21 protein-coding genes and 2 tRNA genes are annotated in these 20274 nt (G+C 68.3%); 5 read left to right on the top strand and 18 right to left on the bottom strand.

Annotated elements, in window-relative coordinates; genetic code table 11:
• Window positions 1-9: 9 nt before the first annotated feature.
• From IZR02_RS00115 to IZR02_RS00105, 3 genes are read right to left on the bottom strand one after another with little or no spacing between them, the layout of a single operon-like run.
• Entirely contained in the window at window positions 10-642 is a 633-nt protein-coding gene (locus tag IZR02_RS00115; RefSeq protein ID WP_025102890.1) for an anthranilate synthase component II, read from the bottom strand.
• Window positions 639-794, bottom strand: coding sequence for a membrane protein (locus tag IZR02_RS00110; RefSeq protein WP_036292274.1), 156 nt, complete (start codon window positions 792-794; stop codon window positions 639-641). The genes IZR02_RS00115 and IZR02_RS00110 overlap by 4 nt, the downstream gene beginning before the upstream one ends.
• 23 nt (window positions 795-817) lie before the next feature.
• Window positions 818-1612, bottom strand: coding sequence for a class E sortase (locus IZR02_RS00105; RefSeq protein ID WP_025102889.1), 795 nt, complete (start codon window positions 1610-1612; stop codon window positions 818-820).
• 104 nt (window positions 1613-1716) lie between these two features.
• Between IZR02_RS00105 and IZR02_RS00100 the strand changes: the two genes are divergently transcribed.
• On the top strand, window positions 1717-1956 hold the full coding sequence (locus IZR02_RS00100) for a cell division protein CrgA (RefSeq protein ID WP_025102888.1): 240 nt from the start codon (window positions 1717-1719) through the stop codon (window positions 1954-1956).
• A gap of 151 nt (window positions 1957-2107) precedes the next feature.
• Here the strand turns inward: IZR02_RS00100 and IZR02_RS00095 are convergent, their stop codons facing one another.
• Together IZR02_RS00095 and IZR02_RS00090 are read right to left on the bottom strand one after the other, a co-directional pair.
• Window positions 2108-3001 carry a rhomboid family intramembrane serine protease gene (locus tag IZR02_RS00095; RefSeq protein WP_025102887.1) on the bottom strand — a complete coding sequence of 298 codons (894 nt, stop codon included), beginning with the start codon at window positions 2999-3001 and terminating at the stop codon, window positions 2108-2110.
• Window positions 3002-3022: 21 nt separating this feature from the next.
• Window positions 3023-3580 (bottom strand): peptidylprolyl isomerase, encoded by a 558-nt coding sequence (locus tag IZR02_RS00090; protein ID WP_025102886.1) that lies wholly within the window; start codon window positions 3578-3580, stop codon window positions 3023-3025.
• Between the two features lie 146 nt (window positions 3581-3726).
• Here IZR02_RS00090 and IZR02_RS00085 point away from each other — a divergent pair, with 146 nt between their 5' ends.
• The gene (locus IZR02_RS00085) at window positions 3727-4224 is read left to right on the top strand and encodes a hypothetical protein (RefSeq protein WP_025102885.1); all 498 of its coding nucleotides are present in this window, start codon (window positions 3727-3729) and stop codon (window positions 4222-4224) included.
• Window positions 4221-4703: an aminoacyl-tRNA deacylase gene (locus IZR02_RS00080; protein ID WP_231729535.1), complete on the top strand. Its 483-nt coding sequence runs from the start codon at window positions 4221-4223 to the stop codon at window positions 4701-4703. Before IZR02_RS00085 ends, IZR02_RS00080 begins: the two co-directional genes overlap by 4 nt.
• A gap of 14 nt (window positions 4704-4717) precedes the next feature.
• On the opposite strand, the gene IZR02_RS00075 is transcribed toward IZR02_RS00080, so the two are convergent.
• The gene (locus IZR02_RS00075) at window positions 4718-5140 is read right to left on the bottom strand and encodes an NUDIX hydrolase (protein ID WP_025102883.1); all 423 of its coding nucleotides are present in this window, start codon (window positions 5138-5140) and stop codon (window positions 4718-4720) included.
• A gap of 134 nt (window positions 5141-5274) precedes the next feature.
• Here IZR02_RS00075 and IZR02_RS00070 point away from each other — a divergent pair, with 134 nt between their 5' ends.
• Both IZR02_RS00070 and IZR02_RS00065 read left to right on the top strand, forming a co-directional pair.
• On the top strand, window positions 5275-5721 hold the full coding sequence (locus tag IZR02_RS00070; protein ID WP_025102882.1) for a hypothetical protein: 447 nt from the start codon (window positions 5275-5277) through the stop codon (window positions 5719-5721).
• Window positions 5722-5771: 50 nt separating this feature from the next.
• Complete coding sequence (locus IZR02_RS00065) at window positions 5772-6893, top strand: M24 family metallopeptidase (RefSeq protein ID WP_025102881.1); 1122 nt, start codon at window positions 5772-5774, stop codon at window positions 6891-6893.
• Between the two features lie 9 nt (window positions 6894-6902).
• On the opposite strand, the gene IZR02_RS00060 is transcribed toward IZR02_RS00065, so the two are convergent.
• From IZR02_RS00060 to dnaA, 12 genes are all read right to left on the bottom strand, one after another.
• Window positions 6903-6978: transfer RNA gene (locus IZR02_RS00060), tRNA-Ala, on the bottom strand.
• A gap of 26 nt (window positions 6979-7004) precedes the next feature.
• Window positions 7005-7078 (bottom strand) — tRNA-Ile (locus IZR02_RS00055).
• An 85-nt stretch (window positions 7079-7163) separates the two neighbouring features.
• Entirely contained in the window at window positions 7164-8072 is a 909-nt protein-coding gene (locus IZR02_RS00050; protein WP_025102880.1) for a DUF4097 family beta strand repeat-containing protein, read from the bottom strand.
• Window positions 8069-8758 carry a LuxR C-terminal-related transcriptional regulator gene (locus IZR02_RS00045; protein WP_025102879.1) on the bottom strand — a complete coding sequence of 230 codons (690 nt, stop codon included), beginning with the start codon at window positions 8756-8758 and terminating at the stop codon, window positions 8069-8071. Before IZR02_RS00045 ends, IZR02_RS00050 begins: the two co-directional genes overlap by 4 nt.
• Window positions 8746-10098 carry a sensor histidine kinase gene (locus tag IZR02_RS00040; RefSeq protein ID WP_025102878.1) on the bottom strand — a complete coding sequence of 451 codons (1353 nt, stop codon included), beginning with the start codon at window positions 10096-10098 and terminating at the stop codon, window positions 8746-8748. The genes IZR02_RS00045 and IZR02_RS00040 overlap by 13 nt, the downstream gene beginning before the upstream one ends.
• 161 nt (window positions 10099-10259) lie before the next feature.
• A complete protein-coding gene (locus tag IZR02_RS00035) occupies window positions 10260-10664 on the bottom strand; it encodes a DUF3566 domain-containing protein (protein WP_025102877.1) in 405 nt (134 codons plus the stop codon).
• Entirely contained in the window at window positions 10661-13216 is a 2556-nt protein-coding gene (gene gyrA, locus IZR02_RS00030) for a DNA gyrase subunit A (RefSeq protein WP_025102876.1), read from the bottom strand. The genes IZR02_RS00035 and gyrA overlap by 4 nt, the downstream gene beginning before the upstream one ends.
• A gap of 72 nt (window positions 13217-13288) precedes the next feature.
• The gene (gene gyrB / locus IZR02_RS00025) at window positions 13289-15370 is read right to left on the bottom strand and encodes a DNA topoisomerase (ATP-hydrolyzing) subunit B (protein ID WP_025102875.1); all 2082 of its coding nucleotides are present in this window, start codon (window positions 15368-15370) and stop codon (window positions 13289-13291) included.
• A 118-nt stretch (window positions 15371-15488) separates the two neighbouring features.
• Window positions 15489-15998, bottom strand: coding sequence for a DUF721 domain-containing protein (locus tag IZR02_RS00020; RefSeq protein WP_025102874.1), 510 nt, complete (start codon window positions 15996-15998; stop codon window positions 15489-15491).
• Window positions 15991-17205 carry a DNA replication/repair protein RecF gene (recF, locus tag IZR02_RS00015; protein ID WP_217316536.1) on the bottom strand — a complete coding sequence of 405 codons (1215 nt, stop codon included), beginning with the start codon at window positions 17203-17205 and terminating at the stop codon, window positions 15991-15993. Before recF ends, IZR02_RS00020 begins: the two co-directional genes overlap by 8 nt.
• A 52-nt stretch (window positions 17206-17257) precedes the next feature.
• Window positions 17258-18400: a DNA polymerase III subunit beta gene (gene dnaN / locus IZR02_RS00010; RefSeq protein WP_025102872.1), complete on the bottom strand. Its 1143-nt coding sequence runs from the start codon at window positions 18398-18400 to the stop codon at window positions 17258-17260.
• Window positions 18401-18882: 482 nt separating this feature from the next.
• Window positions 18883-20274 carry a chromosomal replication initiator protein DnaA gene (dnaA, locus tag IZR02_RS00005; protein ID WP_025102871.1) on the bottom strand — a complete coding sequence of 464 codons (1392 nt, stop codon included), beginning with the start codon at window positions 20272-20274 and terminating at the stop codon, window positions 18883-18885.

The following is a 20274-nucleotide window of genomic DNA, read 5'->3' as shown; positions in this document are numbered from 1 at the left end:
CCCGCCGGCTCAGCGCGCCAGCGGATCGAGGCGCGCGGATCGGGAGACGGCCTCCTCGTCGCCGCACAGCCCGAGCCAGTTCGCGAGCAGTCGATAGCCACCCCGGGTGAGCACGCTCTCCGGGTGGAACTGCACCCCGTGCAGCGGCAATGTCCGGTGCGCGAGGGCCATCACGGTGCCGTCGGGCGCGGTGGCGGTCACGGTGAGGTCGGCGGGCAGGTCGCCCGCCGCGAGAGCGAGCGAGTGGTAGCGCCCGACGTCGAACGGCGACGGGAGCCCCGCGAACAGCGCGGAGCCGTCGTGACGGACCGCCGAGACCATGCCGTGCATCACCGCAGGTGCCGACCGGACGGGCGCCCCGAGCGCGGCTCCGATGACCTGATGTCCCAGACACACGCCGAGCGTGGGCACGCCGCGCCGCATCGCGATCCGGGCGGCCTCGACAGAGACCCCGGCGTCGACGGGGGCCCCGGGCCCGGGAGAGAGGAGGAGGGCGTCGTGGGAGTCCAGCATCCGTTCCACCGCCGCGGCGTCCGTCGCGTCCGACTCGACGAGGGTGGTGTCCGCCCCGAGCTCCCGAAGATAGCCGACGAGGGTGTGCACGAAGCTGTCGTGGTTGTCGACCACCAGGACGCGCGTCATTCGACGTCGACCTCGCCGGGGGAGATGAGGGGGCTGACCCAGGGGAACACGTACCAGAACAGCGCGTAGAGCACCGCGGCGATCACCACGAGCAGGATGAGGACGCGCAGCCACCACGGGCCGGGAAGCAGGCGCCAGAGTGCGGCGTACATGGGTCTTCTCTCTCCTGGGGGGGTCACACGGACGGCGCGGCCGGCGGCGGTGGCGGTTCGGTCAGGGCCGGCGGGGGTCCCTCGGCTCGCGGTTGGAAGCTCTCGAACACCCCGTACGCGACGATGCGCTCGGCGAGCGAGTACAGCGGCGAGCATGCCGTCAACGTGATGTACTGCTCCCCCGTCTGCTGCTCCGGCATCTGCGGCACGTCGGCGAGCACGTCGGTCTGCGTCGGCTTCACGTACTCCAGGGTGCGGAACCGGTAGGTGTACCACCCGTCCGGAGTCTCCACCACGATCGCGTCGCCCACGTGCAGCTTGTCGAGCTGGTTGAACGGCTTGCCCCAGGTCGTGCGGTGGCCGGCGAGCGAGAAGTTGCCGACCTCTCCGGGCATCTTCGACTGCGTATAGATCCCGATGCCCTTCTGATCGAGGGTGCGCGCCCGGCTGGTCCCCCCGTAGATCCCGAAGTTGTAGTCGGCCCCGAACCGCGGGATGTGCATCTGCCCGAACCACTCGCCGTCGGCCGGTGCCGCCGGGACCGGCGCCTGATAGACCGTCTCGCCGTCGTCCGTCTCGATGAGAGGCGGGAGCTCGGGGGCTTCGCCCGCGGCGAGCTGCTGCGAGATCGCGGCACCCTCCTCGTTCTTCTGGGCGGCGATGATGATGTCGCCGATCCACATCTGCCAGGCGACGAAGAGGAGTACGATGACGCCGGCGGTCAGGAGGAGTTCGCCGAGCACACTCGCGAACGTGGCGCGCGACCGGGGTCGCTGCCGCCGTCCGCGCCGCCCCCCAGGCACGACAGATGCAGTCATGGGCGTGATCATATCCGCCCGACCTGTGCAGCAGGAGTCGGGGCACCGCCGATCCGCGTCCTCACGTCTCGTCGGCGCCGAGGTCTCCCGGGTACAATGACGGCATGGCACGTGACCGCAAGACCGAAGAACCCGCCGTCGAGCGCGCCGAGGGCGACGCCGCTCCCAACGCCGTCTGGTTCAAGCCGGTGATGATCGGCTTCATGCTCCTCGGCCTCGCCTGGATCCTCGTCTTCTACATCTCGGGCATGCAGTTCCCCATCCCCGGCCTCGACAACTGGAATCTGGCCATCGGTCTGGGCATCGCCCTCATCGGATTCCTCATGACCACACGCTGGCGCTGACCGGCCGCAACGACAAGAACCCCTCGCCACCGCGGCGAGGGGTTCTTTCGTCTGTCCGAGAGGCGGACGTTATCCACAGGTTATCCCCACACTGGGGAGAATTACACCGATGTTATTCACAGGCGTTAACAACCCTGTTAACAAATCGGGATCAGGCCAAAAGGATGAGGGGCGGCACCACGGCGACCACGACGATCAACAGCACCACCAGGGCGGCGAGCGACACGATCTGCCAGGTCCGCTGGTCGCGGCGCTTCGTGCGGACATAGATGAGGGCCACGAGCGCGCCCGTGATCGCCCCGCCGAGGTGCGCCTGCCAGGAGATGCCACCGGCGAAGAACCCGAAGGCGAAGTTGATGCCGAGGATCACGAGGATGCCCGTGACGTTGGCCCCGATGTGGCGCCCGATGATCAGGAGCGACGCCAGGAGCCCGAAGATCGCCCCGGAGGCGCCGACCGTCCACGTCTCCGGCGCGAGGACGGCCACCGCGACGGATCCGCCGAGACCGCTGATGAGGTACAGCGCGAGATAGCGGACACGACCGAGCATCGGTTCGAGGTTCTGCCCGAGCATCCACAGGGCGAGCATGTTCAGGGCGAGATGCACGAAGCCCCCATGCACGAACAGCACGGTCAGCAGTCGCCACGGCTCGAACGGCAGGAGGGAGAGATTCGGGTAGAGGAACGGCGCGTAGAAGCCGAGAGCCTGGATGATCGGGGCGTTGAGCCCGGGGATGAGCTGCACGAGGCCGATGAACGACGTCACCGCCAGCAGGACGTACGTGACGACGGGCTTGCCGCTGCGCACGGCCCCCATGGTCGTGGCGCCGCCGCCGCGCCAGCGTCGCGCGGCCTTCTTCTGAGCGGGGGTGCGGTTCTTGCGCTCGGCATCCATGCACTCGGGGCAGATCACGCCGACCGGGGCGGGCGTCTGGCACTCGGGGCAGATGGTGCGAAGGCACCGCTGGCAGAGCACGAAGGACTGCCGATCCGGATGCCGGTAGCAGAAGTTCTCACGATTGTTCGTGAACTCGGGCGTCGTCATCCGGATCGGCCGTCGCAGTCGTCAGGCGGCGACGATGTCGATCGACTGCAGCACCACGGGCTCGATCGGGCGGTCGCCCGCCGCCGTCGGGACCGCGGAGATCGCGTCGACGACCTTGCGCGATGCGTCGTCGGCGACCTCGCCGAAGATCGTGTGCTTGCCCTGCAGCCACGGGGTCGGGTCTGTGGTGATGAAGAACTGCGAGCCGTTGGTGCCCTCGACCTTGCCGGTGATGGCGTTGCGGCGGAGGCCCGCGTTGGCCATCGCGAGGATGTAGGGCTCGTTGAAGTTGAGCTCGTTGTTGATCTCGTCGTCGAAGTTGTACCCCGGACCGCCGACGCCCTGGCCGAGCGGGTCGCCGCCCTGGATCATGAAGTTCGGGATGATGCGGTGGAAGATGACGTCCTTGTAGAGGGGACCCTCGCCCGGCTTGCCGGTGGCGGGGTGCGTCCACTCCTGGGAGCCGTCGGCGAGACCGACGAAGTTCTTGACCGTCTTCGGGGCGTGGTCGCCGAAGAGGTTGATGACGATGTCACCGTGGTTGGTGTGCAGAGTTGCGACGTGGGAAGCGTGAACCATGCGTTCATTCTCGCAGAGCTTCCGGTGAGCGGGCCGGGCGCGTACAACGCGGGAGCCGATGATGCAAGGGGCGGGCGATTCCCTCGCCGCATCCAGCCTCTCGTGGCAAGATGGGGAACCCGTACTCCAATGGACAGGAGAGCATCGTGAGCCTCAGCCGCAAGCGGAAGAAGCAGCTTCGTCGTCTTCAGAAGGACGCGAACCAGCTGTGGGAAGACCAGCAGGTGCTCGTCGGCCACGCCGCCGACGTCGCTCGTGAGGCGGGTCGCCAGCTCGGCAACTTCAATCGCGAGCAGATCGTCCCCGTGGTCCAGGACACCTACAACCGCCGCGTCGCCCCGGTCGTCGACCGCTCGGTGAAGGCCGGTAAGCATGTGGTGGACGACAAGGTCGTCCCCATCGTCGGCGGGGTCGTGGGTACGGCGCTGACCGCCTGGGACGTCGCGAACGCGAAGCGCCACGGCGTCGAGTACAAGGCCCGCAAGGCCGTCTCGCAGAAGAAGGGTCCGGGCCTCGGATCCGTCATCGCCATCGTCCTGGGCGCCGCCGCCGCGGTCGGCGTGCTCTACGCCGCCTGGCAGGCGCTGCGGGCCGACGACGAGCTCTGGGTCGCCGACGACCCGCTGTCGGCTCCCGACGCGTGACCACTCCCGACCCGCACGCGCGGGTGAGGGATGCTGCGGCCGCCCGCGGACTCGACATCGAGATCCGCGAGCGGCCGCAGGCGCGTAGCCTCGTCGAAGCCGCCGAGATCCTCGGCATCCCGCCGTCCGGGATCGTGAAGACCCTCGTGGTGAAGCGCTCGGATGACACCTATCTGTTCGCGCTGGTCCCGGGTGGGCGGTCCATCTCGTGGCCGAAGCTGCGCGCCGTCGTCGGAGTGAACAAGCTCCGTCTGCCCGAACCCGAGCTCGCTCTCGCAGCGACCGGTTACGAGCGCGGAACCATCGTCCCGATCGGCAGCACCACCGAGTGGCCGGTCTACGCCGATGAGTCCATCGTCGGCGAGCGGATCGCGATGGGTGCCGGTGCGCACGGCTACAGCCTGTTCGTCGACGCCGACGACCTCATCGCGGCGTACGGCGCGACCGTCGCCGACATCTCGGTGCCCGAAGAGCGCTGACCGTCGCCGGATCCTCAGAGCAGGCCGGCCATCCGCAGGGCGATGTCCACCAGCCGTACACGCTGCAGTCCGGCGACCGCGGAGAGCGCGAACCACTCGGCGCGATCGGTGGATCCCTCCGTCTCCCAGCGCAGCTTCCCCCCGGTGACCTCGGCCCGATAGACGATGCGCAGGGTATGCAGGGGGTCGGACGACTTCTGCACGCGCCGTCCGGCCGGGATGACACGGGAGTGGATGCCGAGGAGCTGTCCGACCCGGACCGTGTACCCGGTCTCCTCGCGGAGCTCCCGCCGCACCGCGTCCTCCGGCGCCTCGCCCGGTTCCAGGCCGCCGCCCGGGAGCGTCCACGCCACGCGCCGGCCCTCGGTCCACCGCGCCAGCAGGAGGCGCCCACCCTCATCGGTGACGACCCCGTATGCGGCGACGCGCAGGTCCATGCGTCACACCTTATCCGGGTCTCGGGCCGTCCCCCGCCGCGTGACGATCGGGGTGATCGATCACGAATCGAGAAGCCCGACATCACGGGCCGTCCCTACGCTGGGAGCATCATCCGGCCCACGAGAGGAACATCATGGCTGACACCGAGAAGAACTTCACCGCCGAGGAGCGCGAGGCCATGCAGGCCGCCGCCAAGGAGGCCCGCACCCGACGCTCGCGGGCCAAGAAGTCGCCCGAGGAGCTGCGGGCCGCCGGAGAGGCCGATCTCAAGGAGGCCGTCGCGAAGCTCACCGACGAGGACAAGCTGCTCGCCGAGAAGCTGCACGAGCTGGTCTCCGAGGTGGCGCCGGAACTCGTGCCCCGGACGTACTACGGCATGCCGGCGTGGGGGCGCGACGGGAAGGTGCTGTGCTTCTTCCAGCCGGCCAGCAAGTTCAAGGTCCGCTACGGCACCTTCGGGTTCGAGCCGATCTCCAACCTCGATGACGGCACCGTCTGGCCGACCGCGTACGCGGTGACCGCGCTCACGGAGAAGGACCTCGAGTTCCTCGCCGGACGCATCCGCCAGGCGATCAGCTGATCCCGAAGTGGGTCTGACGCAGCGGGGCCGCTCGCGTTAGCGTGGTGCCTGTGAGCACCCTTCCCTTCTCCGCCGCCGTCTACGCCCGCCGTCTGGCACGCGCGCAGGAGCGCGCCCAGGAGGCTGGCCTCGACGCGATCATCGTCGGCCCCGGCCCCGACCTGCAGTACCTCCTCGGCGTCGAGGGTGACACCATCGAGAGGCTGACCGCCCTCGTCCTGCCGCCGCAGGGCGCGGCGACGGTCATCGTCCCGCGGATGGAGCTCGCCAAGGTGCGCAGCACGGCCGTCGGAGAGCTCGGACTGACCGTCGCCGACTGGGTCGACGGCGACGATCCGTACGCCCTCGTCGCCGCGGCGACAGGTCCCGTCTCCCGCGTCGGGGTGTCGGATGCGCTTCCCGCGCTGCACGTCGTCCCGATCGGGGAGCGGCTGCAGGCCCGGCTCGAGCTCGCGACACCCGTCCTCCGCGAGGGCCGGATGACCAAGGACGACGAGGAGATCGCCGAGCTGCGCCGAGCCGGCGCGGCGATCGATGCCGTGCACCGCCGCGTGCCCGGATGGCTGCGCGCCGGCCGCACCGAGCGGGAGGTCGCCGCCGACATCGCCGCGGCGATCGTGGAGGAGGGGCATCGGACCGTCGAGTTCGTCATCGTCGGCTCCGGGCCCAACGGCGCCGACCCGCACCACGAGGTCTCCGACCGGGTCATCGAGCAGGACGACGTGGTGGTCGTCGACATCGGCGGCGCGGTGCCGAGCGGCTACAACTCGGACAGCACGAGGACGTACGTGGTCGGAACTCCCGATCCGGTGGCAGCCGATCGCATCGCCACCCTCGTCCGCGCGCAGCAGGCGGCCGTGGACGCGGTGCGGCCCGGGGTCACGGCGGCGGAGGTCGACGCGGCCGCCCGCTCGGTTCTCACGGAGGCGGGGCTCGGCGAGGCGTTCCTGCACCGCACGGGTCACGGGATCGGCGTCTCGGTGCATGAGGAGCCCTACATCGCCCCCGGCAACGACCTCGTGCTCCGAGAGGGCATGGCCTTCAGCATCGAGCCCGGCATCTACTTCGCCGGCGAATGGGGCGCCCGCATCGAGGACATCGTGGTCGTGACGGCGGACGGCGCCGAGCGCCTGAACACGGCACCGCATGAACTCACGGCGACCGACCGGTGAGGGAGAGGATGGTGGAGCCTAGGAGATTCGAACTCCTGACATCCTGCTTGCAAAGCAGGCGCTCTACCAACTGAGCTAAGGCCCCGTGAGGGAATTCTTGAATTGAAAGGGTGGGGCTACCAGGACTTGAACCTGGGACCTCTTCATTATCAGTGAAGCGCTCTAACCGCCTGAGCTATAGCCCCGTCAACCTCCAGAACTTTACCGGAGTTTCGCCGAAAATCCGAATCGAGGGCGAGGACCCCCTCCGGGATCCTCGCCCTCGGCCGGTCACCGTCCCGGACTGACGTCCACGCTGCCGGCCGACACGGACACGTCGATCGTGCGGCGGGCGCTCGGGGACTCGTCGACCCGGGCATCGAACGAACCCGCGTTGACGTCCTGACTGATCCGATACTCCACGTCGGGAAGGGTCAGATTCAGCGATCCGGCGCTCACGTCGATCGTGGTCGTCGTCGGCGCATCGCCGGTCAGCTCCGCCGTCAGATCGCCTGCAGCGATGCCGAGATCCGCCTGATCGACGCCGTCGAGGAGGACGTCCGCGCGTCCCGCGTTCATCTGCACGTCGAAGGCCGAGGCCGCACCGGAGACGTCGAGGGATCCGGCGTTGATCTGGACTTCCAGGGAGCCGAACTCACCGGAGACGTCGAGAGCGCCGGCATCGAGAGTGAGACTCGCGTCGAGGTCGGAGCCGCTGAGCTCCTCCGGCAGCGTGAGGACCGCGCGCTCGTCGTCGCCGAACCAGTTGCCGAACCACCAGCCGAAGGCCGGTCGAGGACTCCGGACGACGAGCTCGTCCGCCTCGCGCTCGAACGTCCACGCACCGCGGCCGTTGGTCACGGAGAGCTCCGCCGCGTCGACATCGCCGAAGTCGATGCGGACCATGCTCGCGTCGGCGTCGAGATCGATCGCGGTGACGCCGTCGACGTCCACCGTCTGCACCGAATCCGGTCGGCTGGAGGAGAGGAGGGTGCCGGTCGCCGCGACGGCCGCCGTGCCTCCGGCTCCGAGCAGGGCGATCCCACCGACCACCGCGGTGACGATCATGACGGCGGTCGCTCCGGAGGAGCGCCGGGGTCCGGGCGCGCCGGGCGCCGACGCGGGGGAAGCCGCGGACGGCGGCGGGGGAGGAGTGATCGGGGTGTGGCCGCCCTGTGCTCCCGTGTTCTCGGTGGTCATCGTGTGACTCCTGTCTGGCCGTTCGGCGGCGTCGTGCCGCCCGTGTTCTCGAGGTGGGCGAGGGCGGCGAGCACGCGGCGGTTGCCCGACTCGTCCTGTTCGAAGCCCAGCTTCTGGAAGATGGAGGTGATGTGCTTCTCGACGCTCGCCGCCGAGAGGAAGAGGAGGCCGGCGATCGCCTGGTTCGACTTGCCCTCGGCGAGCAGGGCCAGCACGGTGCGCTCCCGCTCGGTGAGCCGCATCATGCGGTCGTCGCGGTTCCGCCGGGTGAGGAGCTGAGCCACCACTTCCGGGTCGAGCACCGTGGCCCCGTCGGCGATCCGCTGCACCGAATCGATGAACTCGGCGACATCCGCCACCCGGTCCTTCAGGAGGTAGCCGAGCGGACCGCCCTGCGCGGCGATGAGGTCGGACGCGTAGCGCTCCTCCACGTACTGCGACAGCACGAGGATGGCGAGCGCCGGGTGCACGGCACGCAGGTCCAGCGCCGCGCGGATGCCCTCGTCCGTGAACGTGGGCGGGAGCCGCACATCGAGGATGCAGAGGTCCGGGGAGGTGGATGCCACAGTGGCACGGAGGTCGGTGGTGTCGGTGAGGGCGGCGACCACCTCGTGGCCGGCGTCCTCCAGCAGACGCACGAGCCCCTCGCGCAGGAGGACGGAGTCCTCGCAGATCAGGATGCGCATGGCACGTTCACCTCCAGGCTGGTCGGACCGCCCTGCGGGCTGTCGAGTCGGAACGTCCCGCCCGCGGCGAGGATCCGGTTCGCGATGCCGTCGAGGCCTCCGCCCGGGATGACCTGGGCGCCGCCCATGCCGTTGTCCTCGACCCGCGCCCAGAGGGTGTTCCCCTCGCGGAGCCGGACCGTGACCCGCGCCTCGCTGGCCCGGGAGTGCTTCGCCGCATTGGTCAGCGACTCGGCGATGGAGAAGTACACCGCCGCCTCCGCATCGCGCCCCGGCCGCGGAGCCCCTGAGCCGTGCCCCTGGGTCCCTGAGCCGTAAACCTGGGTCCCTGAGCCGCCACCCTGGGTCCCTGAGCTTGTCGAAGGGTCCATCCGCACGTCCAACTGCACGGGGATGGGGGAGCGGCTGGCGAGCGCCGACAGTGCGGCGTCCAGGCCGCGGTCGTCGAGCACCGACGCGTGGATGCCCCGCGCGAGCTGCCGCAGCTCGGTGATCGCCGCCTTGGTCGACGTGTGCGCCTCGGAGATGAGCTCCTTCGCGGCGTCGGGATCGGTGTCGATCTTCTGCTGCGCGAGCCCGAGGGTCATCCCGACGGAGACGAGCCGCGGCTGGACGCCGTCGTGGAGGTCGCGTTCGATCCGCGTCCGTTCCAGGTCGGCGGCGCGGACCGCTCCCTCCCGCTGGGCGGTGGATGCCCGCACACGCTCGGTGAGCTCGACCTCCCGGGCCCGGGCGACGATCGCCAGCGCCAGCGTGCGAGCCAGGAGGGCGAGGCCGATGATGCCGGCGGCCGAGGCGAGCGCACCGAGGATGCCGATCAGGGGCGCCCAGGACACCGGGATCTGCCCGCCGCCGAAGGGACCGATGATCGTCTCGGCCGAGGTCAGCGGCGCGAAGGCGATGATGATCGACCAGAGGAGGGCCCAGAAGAGCCGCAGCACCACGAAGCCGAGGACGGCGGTGATCGCGAAGTCCGCGACCGCGCGCCACATCCGTCCGTCGATGGCCTGCCGCCCGAGTGAGCGGAGCCAGCCGCCGAAGCCGGGACGGTCCCGCGGCTGGAGCCGGAGCGGGGTGTTCGGCACGCGGTACAGGCCGGCGACGCGGGCGATCTCGAACCAGCCCACGCCGAAGAGCGCGTACACGAGGCCCACGAGCACGACGATGCCGACGCCGAAGACGAAGAGGAGTCCGAGTCCGGTGCCGAGGAGGCCGCCGAGCATCCCGAAGATGCCGCCCCCGATCACCCCGACTCCGGCGAGGTGCAGGATCGTGAGCGGGATGCGCAGCGGCGGCTTCCCGGTCGCAGCGGCCTCGAGGGTCGCAGTCTGTGTGGTCATGCTTCCACGGTAGGGCCGCCGCACGACCTCGCCCACCGAGTCAGCCGGACACTCCCGTTCGGGTTTTCCCTACCCCGCCGAAACCCCGCTCTATCGCCGAAACCCCGGCCTGCGTCGGTGCGCAGGCCGGGGTTTCGGCGGAAAGGCGGGGTCTCGGAGGCTCAGTTCGACATGAAGCCGACGAGCAGCCCTCCGGTGACCTTCACGGCCAGGTTGTAGATGCCCGCGACGACCGCACCGAGCACCGTGAACACGATGAGGTTGAGGATCGCGACGACGGCGGCGAACGCCATGACCTGCGGCAGACCCACGAGCTCCGACAGCGGGATGGCGCCGTCCGTGAAGCTGCGCACGAACTCGTCGGCCGTGGACATGATGCCGGTGGCCTGGAGCACGAGGAAGATCAGGAAGAACGACACCATCGTGACGACGGCCAGTGCGACCGCTCCCAGGAAGGAGAGCTTCACGGCGGACCAGAAGTCGACGTAGACGAGGCGCAGACGGACCTGCTTACCGCCGGTCTTCCGTGTCGACTTCTTCGCCAGCTTGTCGGCCACTGTGCTCATGCGTCTGTATCCTCGGGTGTCTCAGTCGTCTGGGGGGCCTCGGCATCGGCATCCGGCTCGGTCTCCTCTTCGGTGAGACCACGCTCGCCGTTCCGGGCGATGGCGAGGATGCGGTCGGCCTCCGTCGTGCGGGCGAACACCACTCCCATGGTGTCGCGACCCTTGGCGGGGACCTCGGCCACGGCAGAGCGTACCACCTTGCCGCTGGACAGAACCACCAAGACCTCGTCGTCCTCGGACACGATCAGACCACCCGCGAGAGTGCCCCGATCGTCGTTCAACTTGGCGACCTTGATGCCGTATCCGCCGCGCCCCTGGACCCGGTATTCCTCGACGGCGGTGCGCTTGGCATAGCCGCCGTCGGTGACGACGAACACGTACTTCCCGGGTGCGGCGACGGAAGCGGACAGCAGGCTGTCGCCTTCGCGGAACTTCATGCCCTTCACGCCGGCGGTGGCGCGACCCATCGGGCGCAGGGCCTCGTCGGTCGCCTGGAACCGCACCGACATGCCCTTGCGGCTGATGAGGAGGATGTCGTCCTCGGCGTTGACGAGGAGAGCGCTGACCAGCTCGTCCTCGTCGTTCAGCCGGATCGCGATCACGCCGCCCTGGCGGTTGGTGTCGTAGTTGTCGAGACGGGTCTTCTTGACCAGGCCGTCGCGCGTGGCGAGGACGAGGTAGTCGGCCACGGCGTAGTCGCGGATGTCGAGGACCTGCGCGATGCTCTCGTCCGGCTGCAGTGCGAGGAGGTTCGCGACGTGCGTGCCCTTCGCGTCACGCCCGGCCTCCGGCACCTCGTACGTCTTCGCGCGGTAGACCCGGCCCTTGTCGGTGAAGAACAGCAGCCAGTGATGGGTCGTCGTGACGAAGAAGTGCTCGACGATGTCGTCGGCGCGCAGCTGGGCGCCCTTGACGCCCTTGCCGCCGCGGTGCTGGGAGCGGTAGTTGTCGCTGCGCGTGCGCTTGATGTAGCCCTCGCGCGTGACGGTGACGACCATCTCCTCTTCCGCGATGAGGTCTTCCATCGACACGTCGCCGTCGAAGCCGTGCAGGATGTGCGTGCGCCGCTCGTCCCCGAACCGGTCGACGATCGCGGTGAGCTCCTCGCGGATGATCGTCCGCTGCCGGCCCTCATCGGCGAGGATCGCCTTGTAGTCCGCGATGAGCGCCTCGAGCTCGTTCGCCTGGTCGATGATCTTCTGACGCTCCAGCGCGGCGAGGCGACGGAGCTGCATCTGCAGGATGGCATCGGCCTGGATCTCGTCGATGTCGAGGAGCTTCTGCAGACCCTCGTTCGCATCCTGCGTCGTCTGGGAACGGCGGATGAGCGCGATCACCTCGTCGAGCGCGTCGAGCGCCTTCAGATAGCCGCGCAGGATGTGCATGCGCTTCTCGGCCTCGTTCAGCCGGAACTGCGTCCGTCGCACGATGACGTCGATCTGGTGGGCGATCCAGTTCGAGATGAAGCCGTCGATCGCGAGCGTCCGGGGCACGCCGTCGACGATCGCGAGCATGTTCGCGCCGAAGTTCTCCTGCAGCTGCGTGTGCTTGTAAAGGTTGTTCAGCACCACCTTCGCCACGGCATCGCGCTTGAGCACGACGACGAGGCGCTGACCCGTGCGGTCCGAGGACTCGTCGCGGATGTCGGCGATGCCGGTGATCTTGCCGTCGCGCGCGAGGTCGCCGATCTTGACCGCCACGTTGTCGGGGTTCACCTGGTACGGCAGCTCGGTGATGACCAGGCAGGTCCGCCCCTGGATCTCCTCGACGTTGACGACCGCGCGCATCGTGATCGAGCCGCGGCCGGTGCGGTACGCCTCGTGGATGCCCTTCGTGCCGAGGATCTGCGCGCCGGTCGGGAAGTCCGGTCCGGGGATGCGCTGGATCAGCCCGTCGAGCAGCTGCTCCCGGGGGAGGTCCGGGTTGTCCAGCGCCCAGAGCGCGGCATCGGACACCTCGCGGAGGTTGTGCGGCGGGATGTTGGTCGCCATGCCGACCGCGATGCCGACCGAGCCGTTGACGAGGAGGTTCGGGAACCGGGACGGCAGAACCGTCGGCTCCTGGGTCTGGCCGTCGTAGTTGTCGGCGAAGTCGACGGTGTCCTCTTCGATGTCGCGCACCATCTCGAGCGCGAGCGGGGCCATCTTCGTCTCGGTGTACCGCGGTGCCGCCGCGCCCATGTTGCCGGGCGAGCCGAAGTTGCCCTGGCCGAGAGCGAGCGGGTACCGGAGCGACCACGGCTGCACGAGACGGACGAGCGCGTCGTAGATCGCCGAGTCGCCGTGCGGGTGGTACTGACCCATGACCTCGCCGACGACGCGGGCGCACTTGGAGAACGACTTGTCGGGCCGGAATCCGCCGTCGTACATGCCGTAGATCACTCGGCGGTGCACCGGCTTGAGACCGTCGCGCACATCGGGGAGAGCACGGCCGACGATGACCGCCATGGCGTAGTCGAGATAGCTGCGCTGCATCTCCGACTGCAGATCGACCTGGTCGATCTTGCCGTGCTCGTGGCCCTCGGTGATGTCGGGGCGTTCTTCGTCAGTCATGTGTCTTTCCTGGTTGGCTGAGCTTGTCGAGGCGTCGGATCCCCTGGCACACGCTCAGGGACCCCGCGGTGATCAGATGTCGAGGAACCGGACGTCCTTGGCGTTGCGCTGGATGAAGCTCCGACGCGATTCCACGTCCTCGCCCATCAGCACGCTGAAGATCTCGTCCGCGGCGGCGGCGTCCTCGATGGTCACCTGGCGGAGCGTCCGGGTGGTGTGGTCCATCGTGGTCTCCCAGAGCTCCTTGGCGTTCATCTCGCCGAGACCCTTGTAGCGCTGGATGCCGGCGTCCTTCGGGATGCGCTTGCCGTTCTCCAGCCCGTAGGCCAGCAGCGCGTCGCGCTCGGCGTCGCTGAACACGTACTCGTGTGCCGCGTTCGACCACTTGAGGCGGTAGAGCGGCGGCATCGCGAGGTACACGAAGCCGGCCTCGATGAGTCCGCGCATGTAGCGGAACAGCAGCGTGAGCAGCAGGGTGGTGATGTGCTGGCCGTCGACGTCGGCATCGGCCATCAGCACGATCTTGTGATAGCGCGCCTTCTCGATGTCGAACTCCTCGCCGATGCCCGTACCGAAGGCCTGGATCATCGCCTGGACTTCCTTGTTGCCGAGCGCCTTGTCGAGACGCGCGCGCTCGACGTTGAGGATCTTGCCGCGCAGCGCGAGGATCGCCTGCGTGTGCGGGTCGCGACCCTGCACCGCGGAACCACCGGCCGAGTCGCCCTCCACGAGGAAGATCTCGCTGATCGACGGGTCCTTGCTCGTGCAGTCCTTGAGCTTGTCGGGCATCGCCGCCGACTCGAAGACGCTCTTGCGTCGAGCCGTCTCGCGCGCCTTGCGGGCGGCGAGGCGTGCCGTCGCCGCGTCGATCGCCTTGCGGATGACGTTCTTCGCCTGGGTCGGGTTGCGGTCGAACCAGTCGCCGAGCTGATCGCCGACGACCTTCTGCACGAAGGCCTTCGCCTCGGTGTTGCCGAGCTTGGTCTTGGTCTGACCCTCGAACTGGGGCTCGCCGAGCTTGATCGAGATGACGGCGGTCAGCCCCTCACGCACGTCGTCGCCGGAGAGGTTGTCGTCCTTCTCCTTGAGGAGGTTGTTCGCACGGGCGTAGCGGTTGACGAGCGTGGTGAGCGCCGCCCGGAAGCCCTCCTCGTGCGTGCCGCCCTCGTGCGTGTTGATCGTGTTCGCGTAGGTGAACACGTTCTCCGTGTAGGACGTGGTCCACTGCATCGCGACCTCGAGCGAGATCTTGCGCGCCGTGTCCTCCGACTCGAAGGCGATGATCTCCTCGTTGACGACCTCGGCGTGGCGCACCTTGTTCAGGTACTCGACGTAGTCGACGAGGCCGCGCTCGTAGAAGAAGACGTCGCTCGGCTGCTTCGTGACCGCCTGGCCGTCTTCCTCCGTCTCGTACGCCGACTCCGGGCGCTCGTCGGACAGCTCGATGCGCAGTCCCTTGTTGAGGAACGCCATCTGCTGGAACCGGGTGCGGAGCGTGTCGTAGTCGAACTCGACCGTCTCCTGGAAGATCTCCGCGTCCGGCCAGAACGTGATGCTCGTCCCGGTCTCCTCGGTGGCCTCGCCCTTCTCGAGCTTCTGCTGCGGGACGCCGCCCTCGGCGAAGCTGTGCCGCCAGACGAAGCCCTTCTGCTTGACCTCCACGTCGAAGCGGGTCGAGAGGGCGTTCACGACCGAGGAACCGACGCCGTGCAGACCGCCGGAGACGGCATAGGCGCCGCCGCCGAACTTGCCGCCCGCGTGCAGGATCGTGAGCACGACCTCGACCGTGGACTTCGACGGGTCGGAGGAGTGCGGGTCGACGGGGATGCCGCGCCCGTTGTCGACCACGCGCACGCCGCCGTCGGCGAGAAGGGTGACGAGGATCGTGTCGGCGTAGCCGGCCAGCGCCTCATCGACGGAGTTGTCGACGATCTCGTAGACGAGGTGGTGCAGGCCGCGGGGTCCGGTCGAGCCGATGTACATGCCGGGGCGCTTGCGCACGGCCTCGAGTCCTTCGAGGATCTGGATCGAGTCGGCGCCGTACTCACCGGGCTGCTGCTTCTTCGGTGCGGGTGCCGCCGATTCTCCGGCCTGTGAGCCCGACGAAGCGTCGTTGTTCGGTTCCGTCTCGTCAGCAGGGGATTCAGGCGTCATCAGAGGGCATTCTCCAGATCGATATCTCGAACTCCCATTCTAGCCGGGTTTCGAGTCGAAATGCCGCTCAACGGCCGCGTGTGGCCCTCTGAGCGTTTCGGACCCCTTGCATGGTGCCCTACCCGTAGGTATCGCGCGGGCCCCGCCCTGGAACGGCTCTGGGACCCCATTTCCACGAGGGGACGTCCGGTCCGATGAAGCGGAGGTTCTCCACCCCCGCCTCCGGATACCGTCGTCCGATCTCCGTGAGGATGGTCGCACGCATGAACTGCAGGTTCTTCGCCCACGCCGTGGAATCGCACTTCACGGTGAGAAGTCCCCGCTCGAGCGACACCGGCTCCGAGTGCTTCGCGGTGTCCGCTCCGGCGAGGTCGGCCCACTGCCGGACGAGGTCCTCCCGCGCGAGCGTCGTCTCCCAGCCGGATTCACGGGTGAGGGTGTCGAGGACCGCACCGAGGGTTCCCGGATCGCGTCCGGGAGTGAACGGCGCGTTGTCGTCGTCGACCGAGATCCGTCGCTTGCGCTTCCAGTTCTTGGCGCTCGGCTTGAGCCCGCGCAGCCGCAGATAGGTGGCGACGGTCTCCGGCGCCTCCGCCGGGGCTGCGCTGTCCGTGACGACGTCAGTCATCCTGCGCACCCTCCTCTTCCTGCGACCGGTCGCGCTCGTCGGTGATGGTGCCCGCTGCGATGCGCACGACGTGGGCGTGGAGCACATCGGGGATATCCTCCTCCACCGCGGCAGTCACCACCACCTGCTCGTAGCCCGCGGTGAGGGTGGCGAGGCGCTGGCGCCGATCGGCGTCCAGCTCGGCGAAGACGTCGTCGAGGATGAGCACCGGGTCGCCGGCGGGAGACTCGCTGCGCAGCAGCTCGGCGGATGCCAGCCGCAGAGCGAGCGCGACCGACCAGGACTCACCGTGCGAGGCGTAGCCCTTCACGGGAAGGTCGCGCACCCGCAGCACCAAGTCGTCCCGATGGGGTCCGGTGAGGGTGAGACCGCGGTCGAGCTCATTCGATCGTTTCGCCGCCAGCGAGGCGCGGAACATCTCGGCGATCCGGCGGGAGTCTCCGCGCACGTCATCCACGGGAGTGGAGCCGTCGGCGGCGTCCCGATCGTCGTCGTCCTCCGGATCGCTGCCGGCGACGGACAGGGCCCAGTCCAGTTGCGGTCGGTGATCGGCGCCCGCGATCGCCGCATAGGCATCGGCCACCGGCTGCTGCAGGTCGGCGGCCAACCGCTGTCGCGCCGTGATGATCTCCGATCCCAGCGAGACGAGCTTGTCGTCCCAGACGTCCAGGGTGCTCAAGGCCTCACCGCGGATGCCGCGCGCCCGCGCCGACTTGAGAAGGGCGTTGCGCTGCTTGAGCACGCGATCGTAGTCGGCCAGTACCGCGGCGAGGCGCGGGGTGCGCTGGATGAGGAGCTGATCGGCGAACCGGCGCCGAGCCGACGGGTCTCCACGGACGATCTGGAGGTCTTCCGGCGCGAAGAGGACGACGTGCGCGTAGCGGGGGAGCTCGTTGGTCTTCGACGGCGAGCCGTTGATGCGCGCCTTGTTCGACCCCTGCCGATTGAGCTGCACCTCGACGAGCACACGCCGCTCACCGTGGGAGAGCCGCGCACGGATGACCGCGTAGTCCTGGCCGTCCCGCACCATCGGAGCGTCGGACGACACCCGATGCGACCCGAGCGTCGCGAGGAAGACCACGGCCTCGGCGAGGTTCGTCTTGCCCTGGCCGTTCCGCCCGACGAGGACGTTCGGCCCTCGGTGCAGGGCGAGTTCCGCGGTCGCGTAATTGCGGAAATCGACCAGGCTGAGGTGCTCCACAATCACGGAGCCAGCCTACCTTCCGGGTCGGACACTCCCTCGGGGCGAGAGCTCGCGCTCAGCGCAGGAGGAGGTTGGGCTGCAGCAGGTACTTGAACGAGTCCAGGCCCGCCTGGTCGACCGAGGTCTGGCTGGTGATGAGGACGGGGCTGAGCTTGTTGGCGTTGTCGCTGGAGGTGAAGGTCACTCGCACGAACTCGCTCTTGACCGCGCCGAGCGCCTCGATGAGGTACTGCGGGTTGAGCCCCAGGGTCACCTCGTCGCCGCCGGAGAGGATGGCGTCGACCGACTCGGAGGCGCGGGCGTGCTCGCTGCCGGAGGCGTCCATCGTGACGCTGTCGGTCGAGAACGTGAAGCGCAGCGGCGCGGCGCGGTCGAGCACGAGGGACACGCGGCGGACGGCCTCGATGAGGTCGGCGGTGTTGACGACAGCGTAGTGGTCGGTCTGCTCGGGGAAGAGGCGTCGGACCGGGGGGAAGTTGCCCTTGATGAGCAGCGAGGTCACGGTCTTGTTGCCGGCGGTGAACGCGATGATCTCGCGGTCTCCGGCCCCCGAGAAAGCGATCTGGATCGTGCCGGCGTGCCCGAAGGTCTTGCCGACCTCGACGAGCGTACGAGCGGGGACCAGCGCGGTCGCCTCGACGGCTTCCCCATCCCACGGCACGTCGCGGAGCGAGACCCGGTAGCGGTCGGTGGCGACGAGGCTGAGCGTGTGTCCGGTGACCTCGAGCTGGACACCCGTCAGCACCGGAGTCACGTCGTCACGGGATGCGGCGAAGCCGACCTGGGCGATCGCGGTGCCGAATTCGTCGGCCGGGACGACGCCGGAGGATCCGGAGACCTCGGGAATCGACGGGTATTCCTCGACCGGCATGGCCGCGAGGGTGAAGCGCGCCGAGCCGCAGGTCACCGCGATCCCGCCGTCATCCTCCACGGCGATCTCGATGGGGGCGTTCGGGAGGCGGCTCGCGATGTCCGAGAGCAGGCGGCCGTGGACGAGGATCGTGCCCGGGGTCTCGACCGTCGCCTCGATGGTGGTCCGTGCGGAGGCCTCGTAGTCGAAGGCCGAGAGCGTGAGTCCCGAACCGTCGGCCTCGATCAGCACTCCGGCGAGGATCGGCTGCGGATTGCGCTGGGGGAGCAGCTTGACGACGAAGGACACAGCCTCGCTGAAGACATCGCGGTTGACCTGAAACCTCACGGGTGCTCCCTTGTCGTCGAACATGACGGGTCGTCGTCGGGCCCTGCCTGTGCAGGGAATCCCATGCTAGCCCCACAGTCCTGCGCTTCCCTACGCCGGAGGACTTGTCATGCCCCGGACCGGTTCTCCCCACCGTCTGGTGATCGGATCGCACCCTGAATGACTTAACTCCTTAACGGTGTTAACACCTGTGGATACTGTGGATAAGTCGGTGGAAAGCAAGCGCGAGTAGGGAACTACACACTTGTCACTTGTGGAGACGCTGAGGAATCCGCGGGTGGATGAGAGTCCATCACGATTCGACCGTCCCGCGGTTATCCACAGGTTTCCCCGATCGACACACATCTGCGTCGGCGCGTTCCACGGTCATCCACAAGTTATCCACATGTGCATAGACGCATTTTTCTGGCGGTCAGGGACCTGTCAAACGCCGAAGGGACGCCGTCCGGTATCGGATGGCGTCCCTCTCGTGCGCGCAGGCGTCAGCGACGACCGAGCTGCGTGGTGATCTCGGTCACCTGGTTGTAGATCGAGCGGCGCTCCTTCATGAGCTCGCTGATCTTCTTGTAGGCGTACATGACCGTCGTGTGGTCCCGGTTGCCGAAGAGTTGCCCGATCTTCGGGAGGGAGAGGCTGGTGCGCTCACGGCAGAGGTACATGGCGATCTGCCGGGCGGTGGCGATCTGCTGCGAGCGGCTGGAGCCGTAGAGATCGTCGACGGTGAGCTTGAAGTACTGTGCGGTCGCCGTGATGATGTCGGTCGGCGAGATGATGTTGTCCTCGGCCGTGTCGATGATGTCCCGCAGCACGGTCTGGGCGAGGGAGATGTCGAGGGCCGAGCGGTTCAGGCTCGCGAACGCCGAGACGCGGATGAGTGCGCCCTCGAGTTCGCGGATGTTCGAGGACACGACCGTGGCTATGTACTCGAGCACCTCGTCGGGGATGTGGAGGGCTTCGCTCTGCGCCTTCTTGCGCAGGATCGCGATGCGGGTCTCGAGGTCGGGTGCCTGCACGTCGGTGATGAGGCCCCACTCGAAGCGGCTGCGCATGCGGTCCTCGAAGCCGGTCAGGTGCTTCGGCGCGACATCGCTCGTGATCACGACCTGCTTGTTGTGATCGTGCAGGGTGTTGAACGTGTGGAAGAACGCCTCCTGCGTCTCCGCGCGCCCCTGGAGGAACTGGATGTCGTCGATGAGGAGGATGTCCACGTCGCGGTAACGCGCCTGGAACGCGGCACCGCGGTTGTTGGCGATCGAGTTGATGAAGTCGTTCGTGAACTCCTCACTCGACACGTATCGGACCTTGACCCCCGCATAGAGGGACTGCGCGTAGTCGCCGATGGCGTGGAGGAGGTGGGTCTTGCCCAGTCCGGAGTCGCCGTAGATGAAGAGCGGGTTGTAGGCCTTGGCCGGCGCTTCGGCCACCGCGACCGCCGCGGCATGGGCGAACCGGTTGGACTGGCCGATCACGAAGTTGTCGAAGGTGTACTTCGGGTTGAGGCGCGACTCGTGGCGCACGGCCGCGGGCTGCTCCATCGGGGACTCGGCGCGCACCGGTTCCTGCCGACCGAAGTCCGCCACGGCGATGGGGGCGGTGGGCTGCTCGGCCAGTTCGTGGTTCACGACGACCCGGTACGAGGTGACCTCCTCGCCGATGTGCGCGAGGGCTTCCATGATGGGCAGCCGGAGGCGCTTGTTGATCTGGGCCGCGGTGAGGTCGTTCGGCACCTCGAGGTAGAGCGTCGCCGACATCACGCCGGCCGGTACCGCGAGACTGAGGAACCCCTGGAGCTGGGGGGTGACCCGGTCGTCGGCTTCCAGCAGCTCCTGCACCGTGGTCCAGATCGGGACTTCGGGCTGGGCTGGTGAGGACAT

The organism is Microbacterium paraoxydans (genome assembly GCF_019056515.1).
Lineage (GTDB): Bacteria > Actinomycetota > Actinomycetes > Actinomycetales > Microbacteriaceae > Microbacterium.
The sequence above is the reverse complement of the archived record's forward strand: the minus strand, read 5'-3'. Positions and strand labels throughout refer to the sequence as shown.

Coding starts and splice junctions, on each gene's coding strand:
- IZR02_RS00115 (WP_025102890.1), bottom strand. CDS start 642: ATGACGCGCGTCCTGGTGGTCGACAACCACGACAGCTTCGTGCACACC.
- IZR02_RS00110 (WP_036292274.1), bottom strand. CDS start 794: ATGTACGCCGCACTCTGGCGCCTGCTTCCCGGCCCGTGGTGGCTGCGC.
- IZR02_RS00105 (WP_025102889.1), bottom strand. CDS start 1,612: ATGACTGCATCTGTCGTGCCTGGGGGGCGGCGCGGACGGCGGCAGCGA.
- IZR02_RS00100 (WP_025102888.1), top strand. CDS start 1,717: ATGGCACGTGACCGCAAGACCGAAGAACCCGCCGTCGAGCGCGCCGAG.
- IZR02_RS00095 (WP_025102887.1), bottom strand. CDS start 3,001: ATGACGACGCCCGAGTTCACGAACAATCGTGAGAACTTCTGCTACCGG.
- IZR02_RS00090 (WP_025102886.1), bottom strand. CDS start 3,580: ATGGTTCACGCTTCCCACGTCGCAACTCTGCACACCAACCACGGTGAC.
- IZR02_RS00075 (WP_025102883.1), bottom strand. CDS start 5,140: ATGGACCTGCGCGTCGCCGCATACGGGGTCGTCACCGATGAGGGTGGG.
- IZR02_RS00070 (WP_025102882.1), top strand. CDS start 5,275: ATGGCTGACACCGAGAAGAACTTCACCGCCGAGGAGCGCGAGGCCATG.
- IZR02_RS00050 (WP_025102880.1), bottom strand. CDS start 8,072: ATGACCACCGAGAACACGGGAGCACAGGGCGGCCACACCCCGATCACT.
- IZR02_RS00045 (WP_025102879.1), bottom strand. CDS start 8,758: ATGCGCATCCTGATCTGCGAGGACTCCGTCCTCCTGCGCGAGGGGCTC.
- IZR02_RS00040 (WP_025102878.1), bottom strand. CDS start 10,098: ATGACCACACAGACTGCGACCCTCGAGGCCGCTGCGACCGGGAAGCCG.
- IZR02_RS00035 (WP_025102877.1), bottom strand. CDS start 10,664: ATGAGCACAGTGGCCGACAAGCTGGCGAAGAAGTCGACACGGAAGACC.
- gyrA (WP_025102876.1), bottom strand. CDS start 13,216: ATGACTGACGAAGAACGCCCCGACATCACCGAGGGCCACGAGCACGGC.
- gyrB (WP_025102875.1), bottom strand. CDS start 15,370: ATGACGCCTGAATCCCCTGCTGACGAGACGGAACCGAACAACGACGCT.
- IZR02_RS00020 (WP_025102874.1), bottom strand. CDS start 15,998: ATGACTGACGTCGTCACGGACAGCGCAGCCCCGGCGGAGGCGCCGGAG.
- dnaA (WP_025102871.1), bottom strand. CDS start 20,274: ATGTCCTCACCAGCCCAGCCCGAAGTCCCGATCTGGACCACGGTGCAG.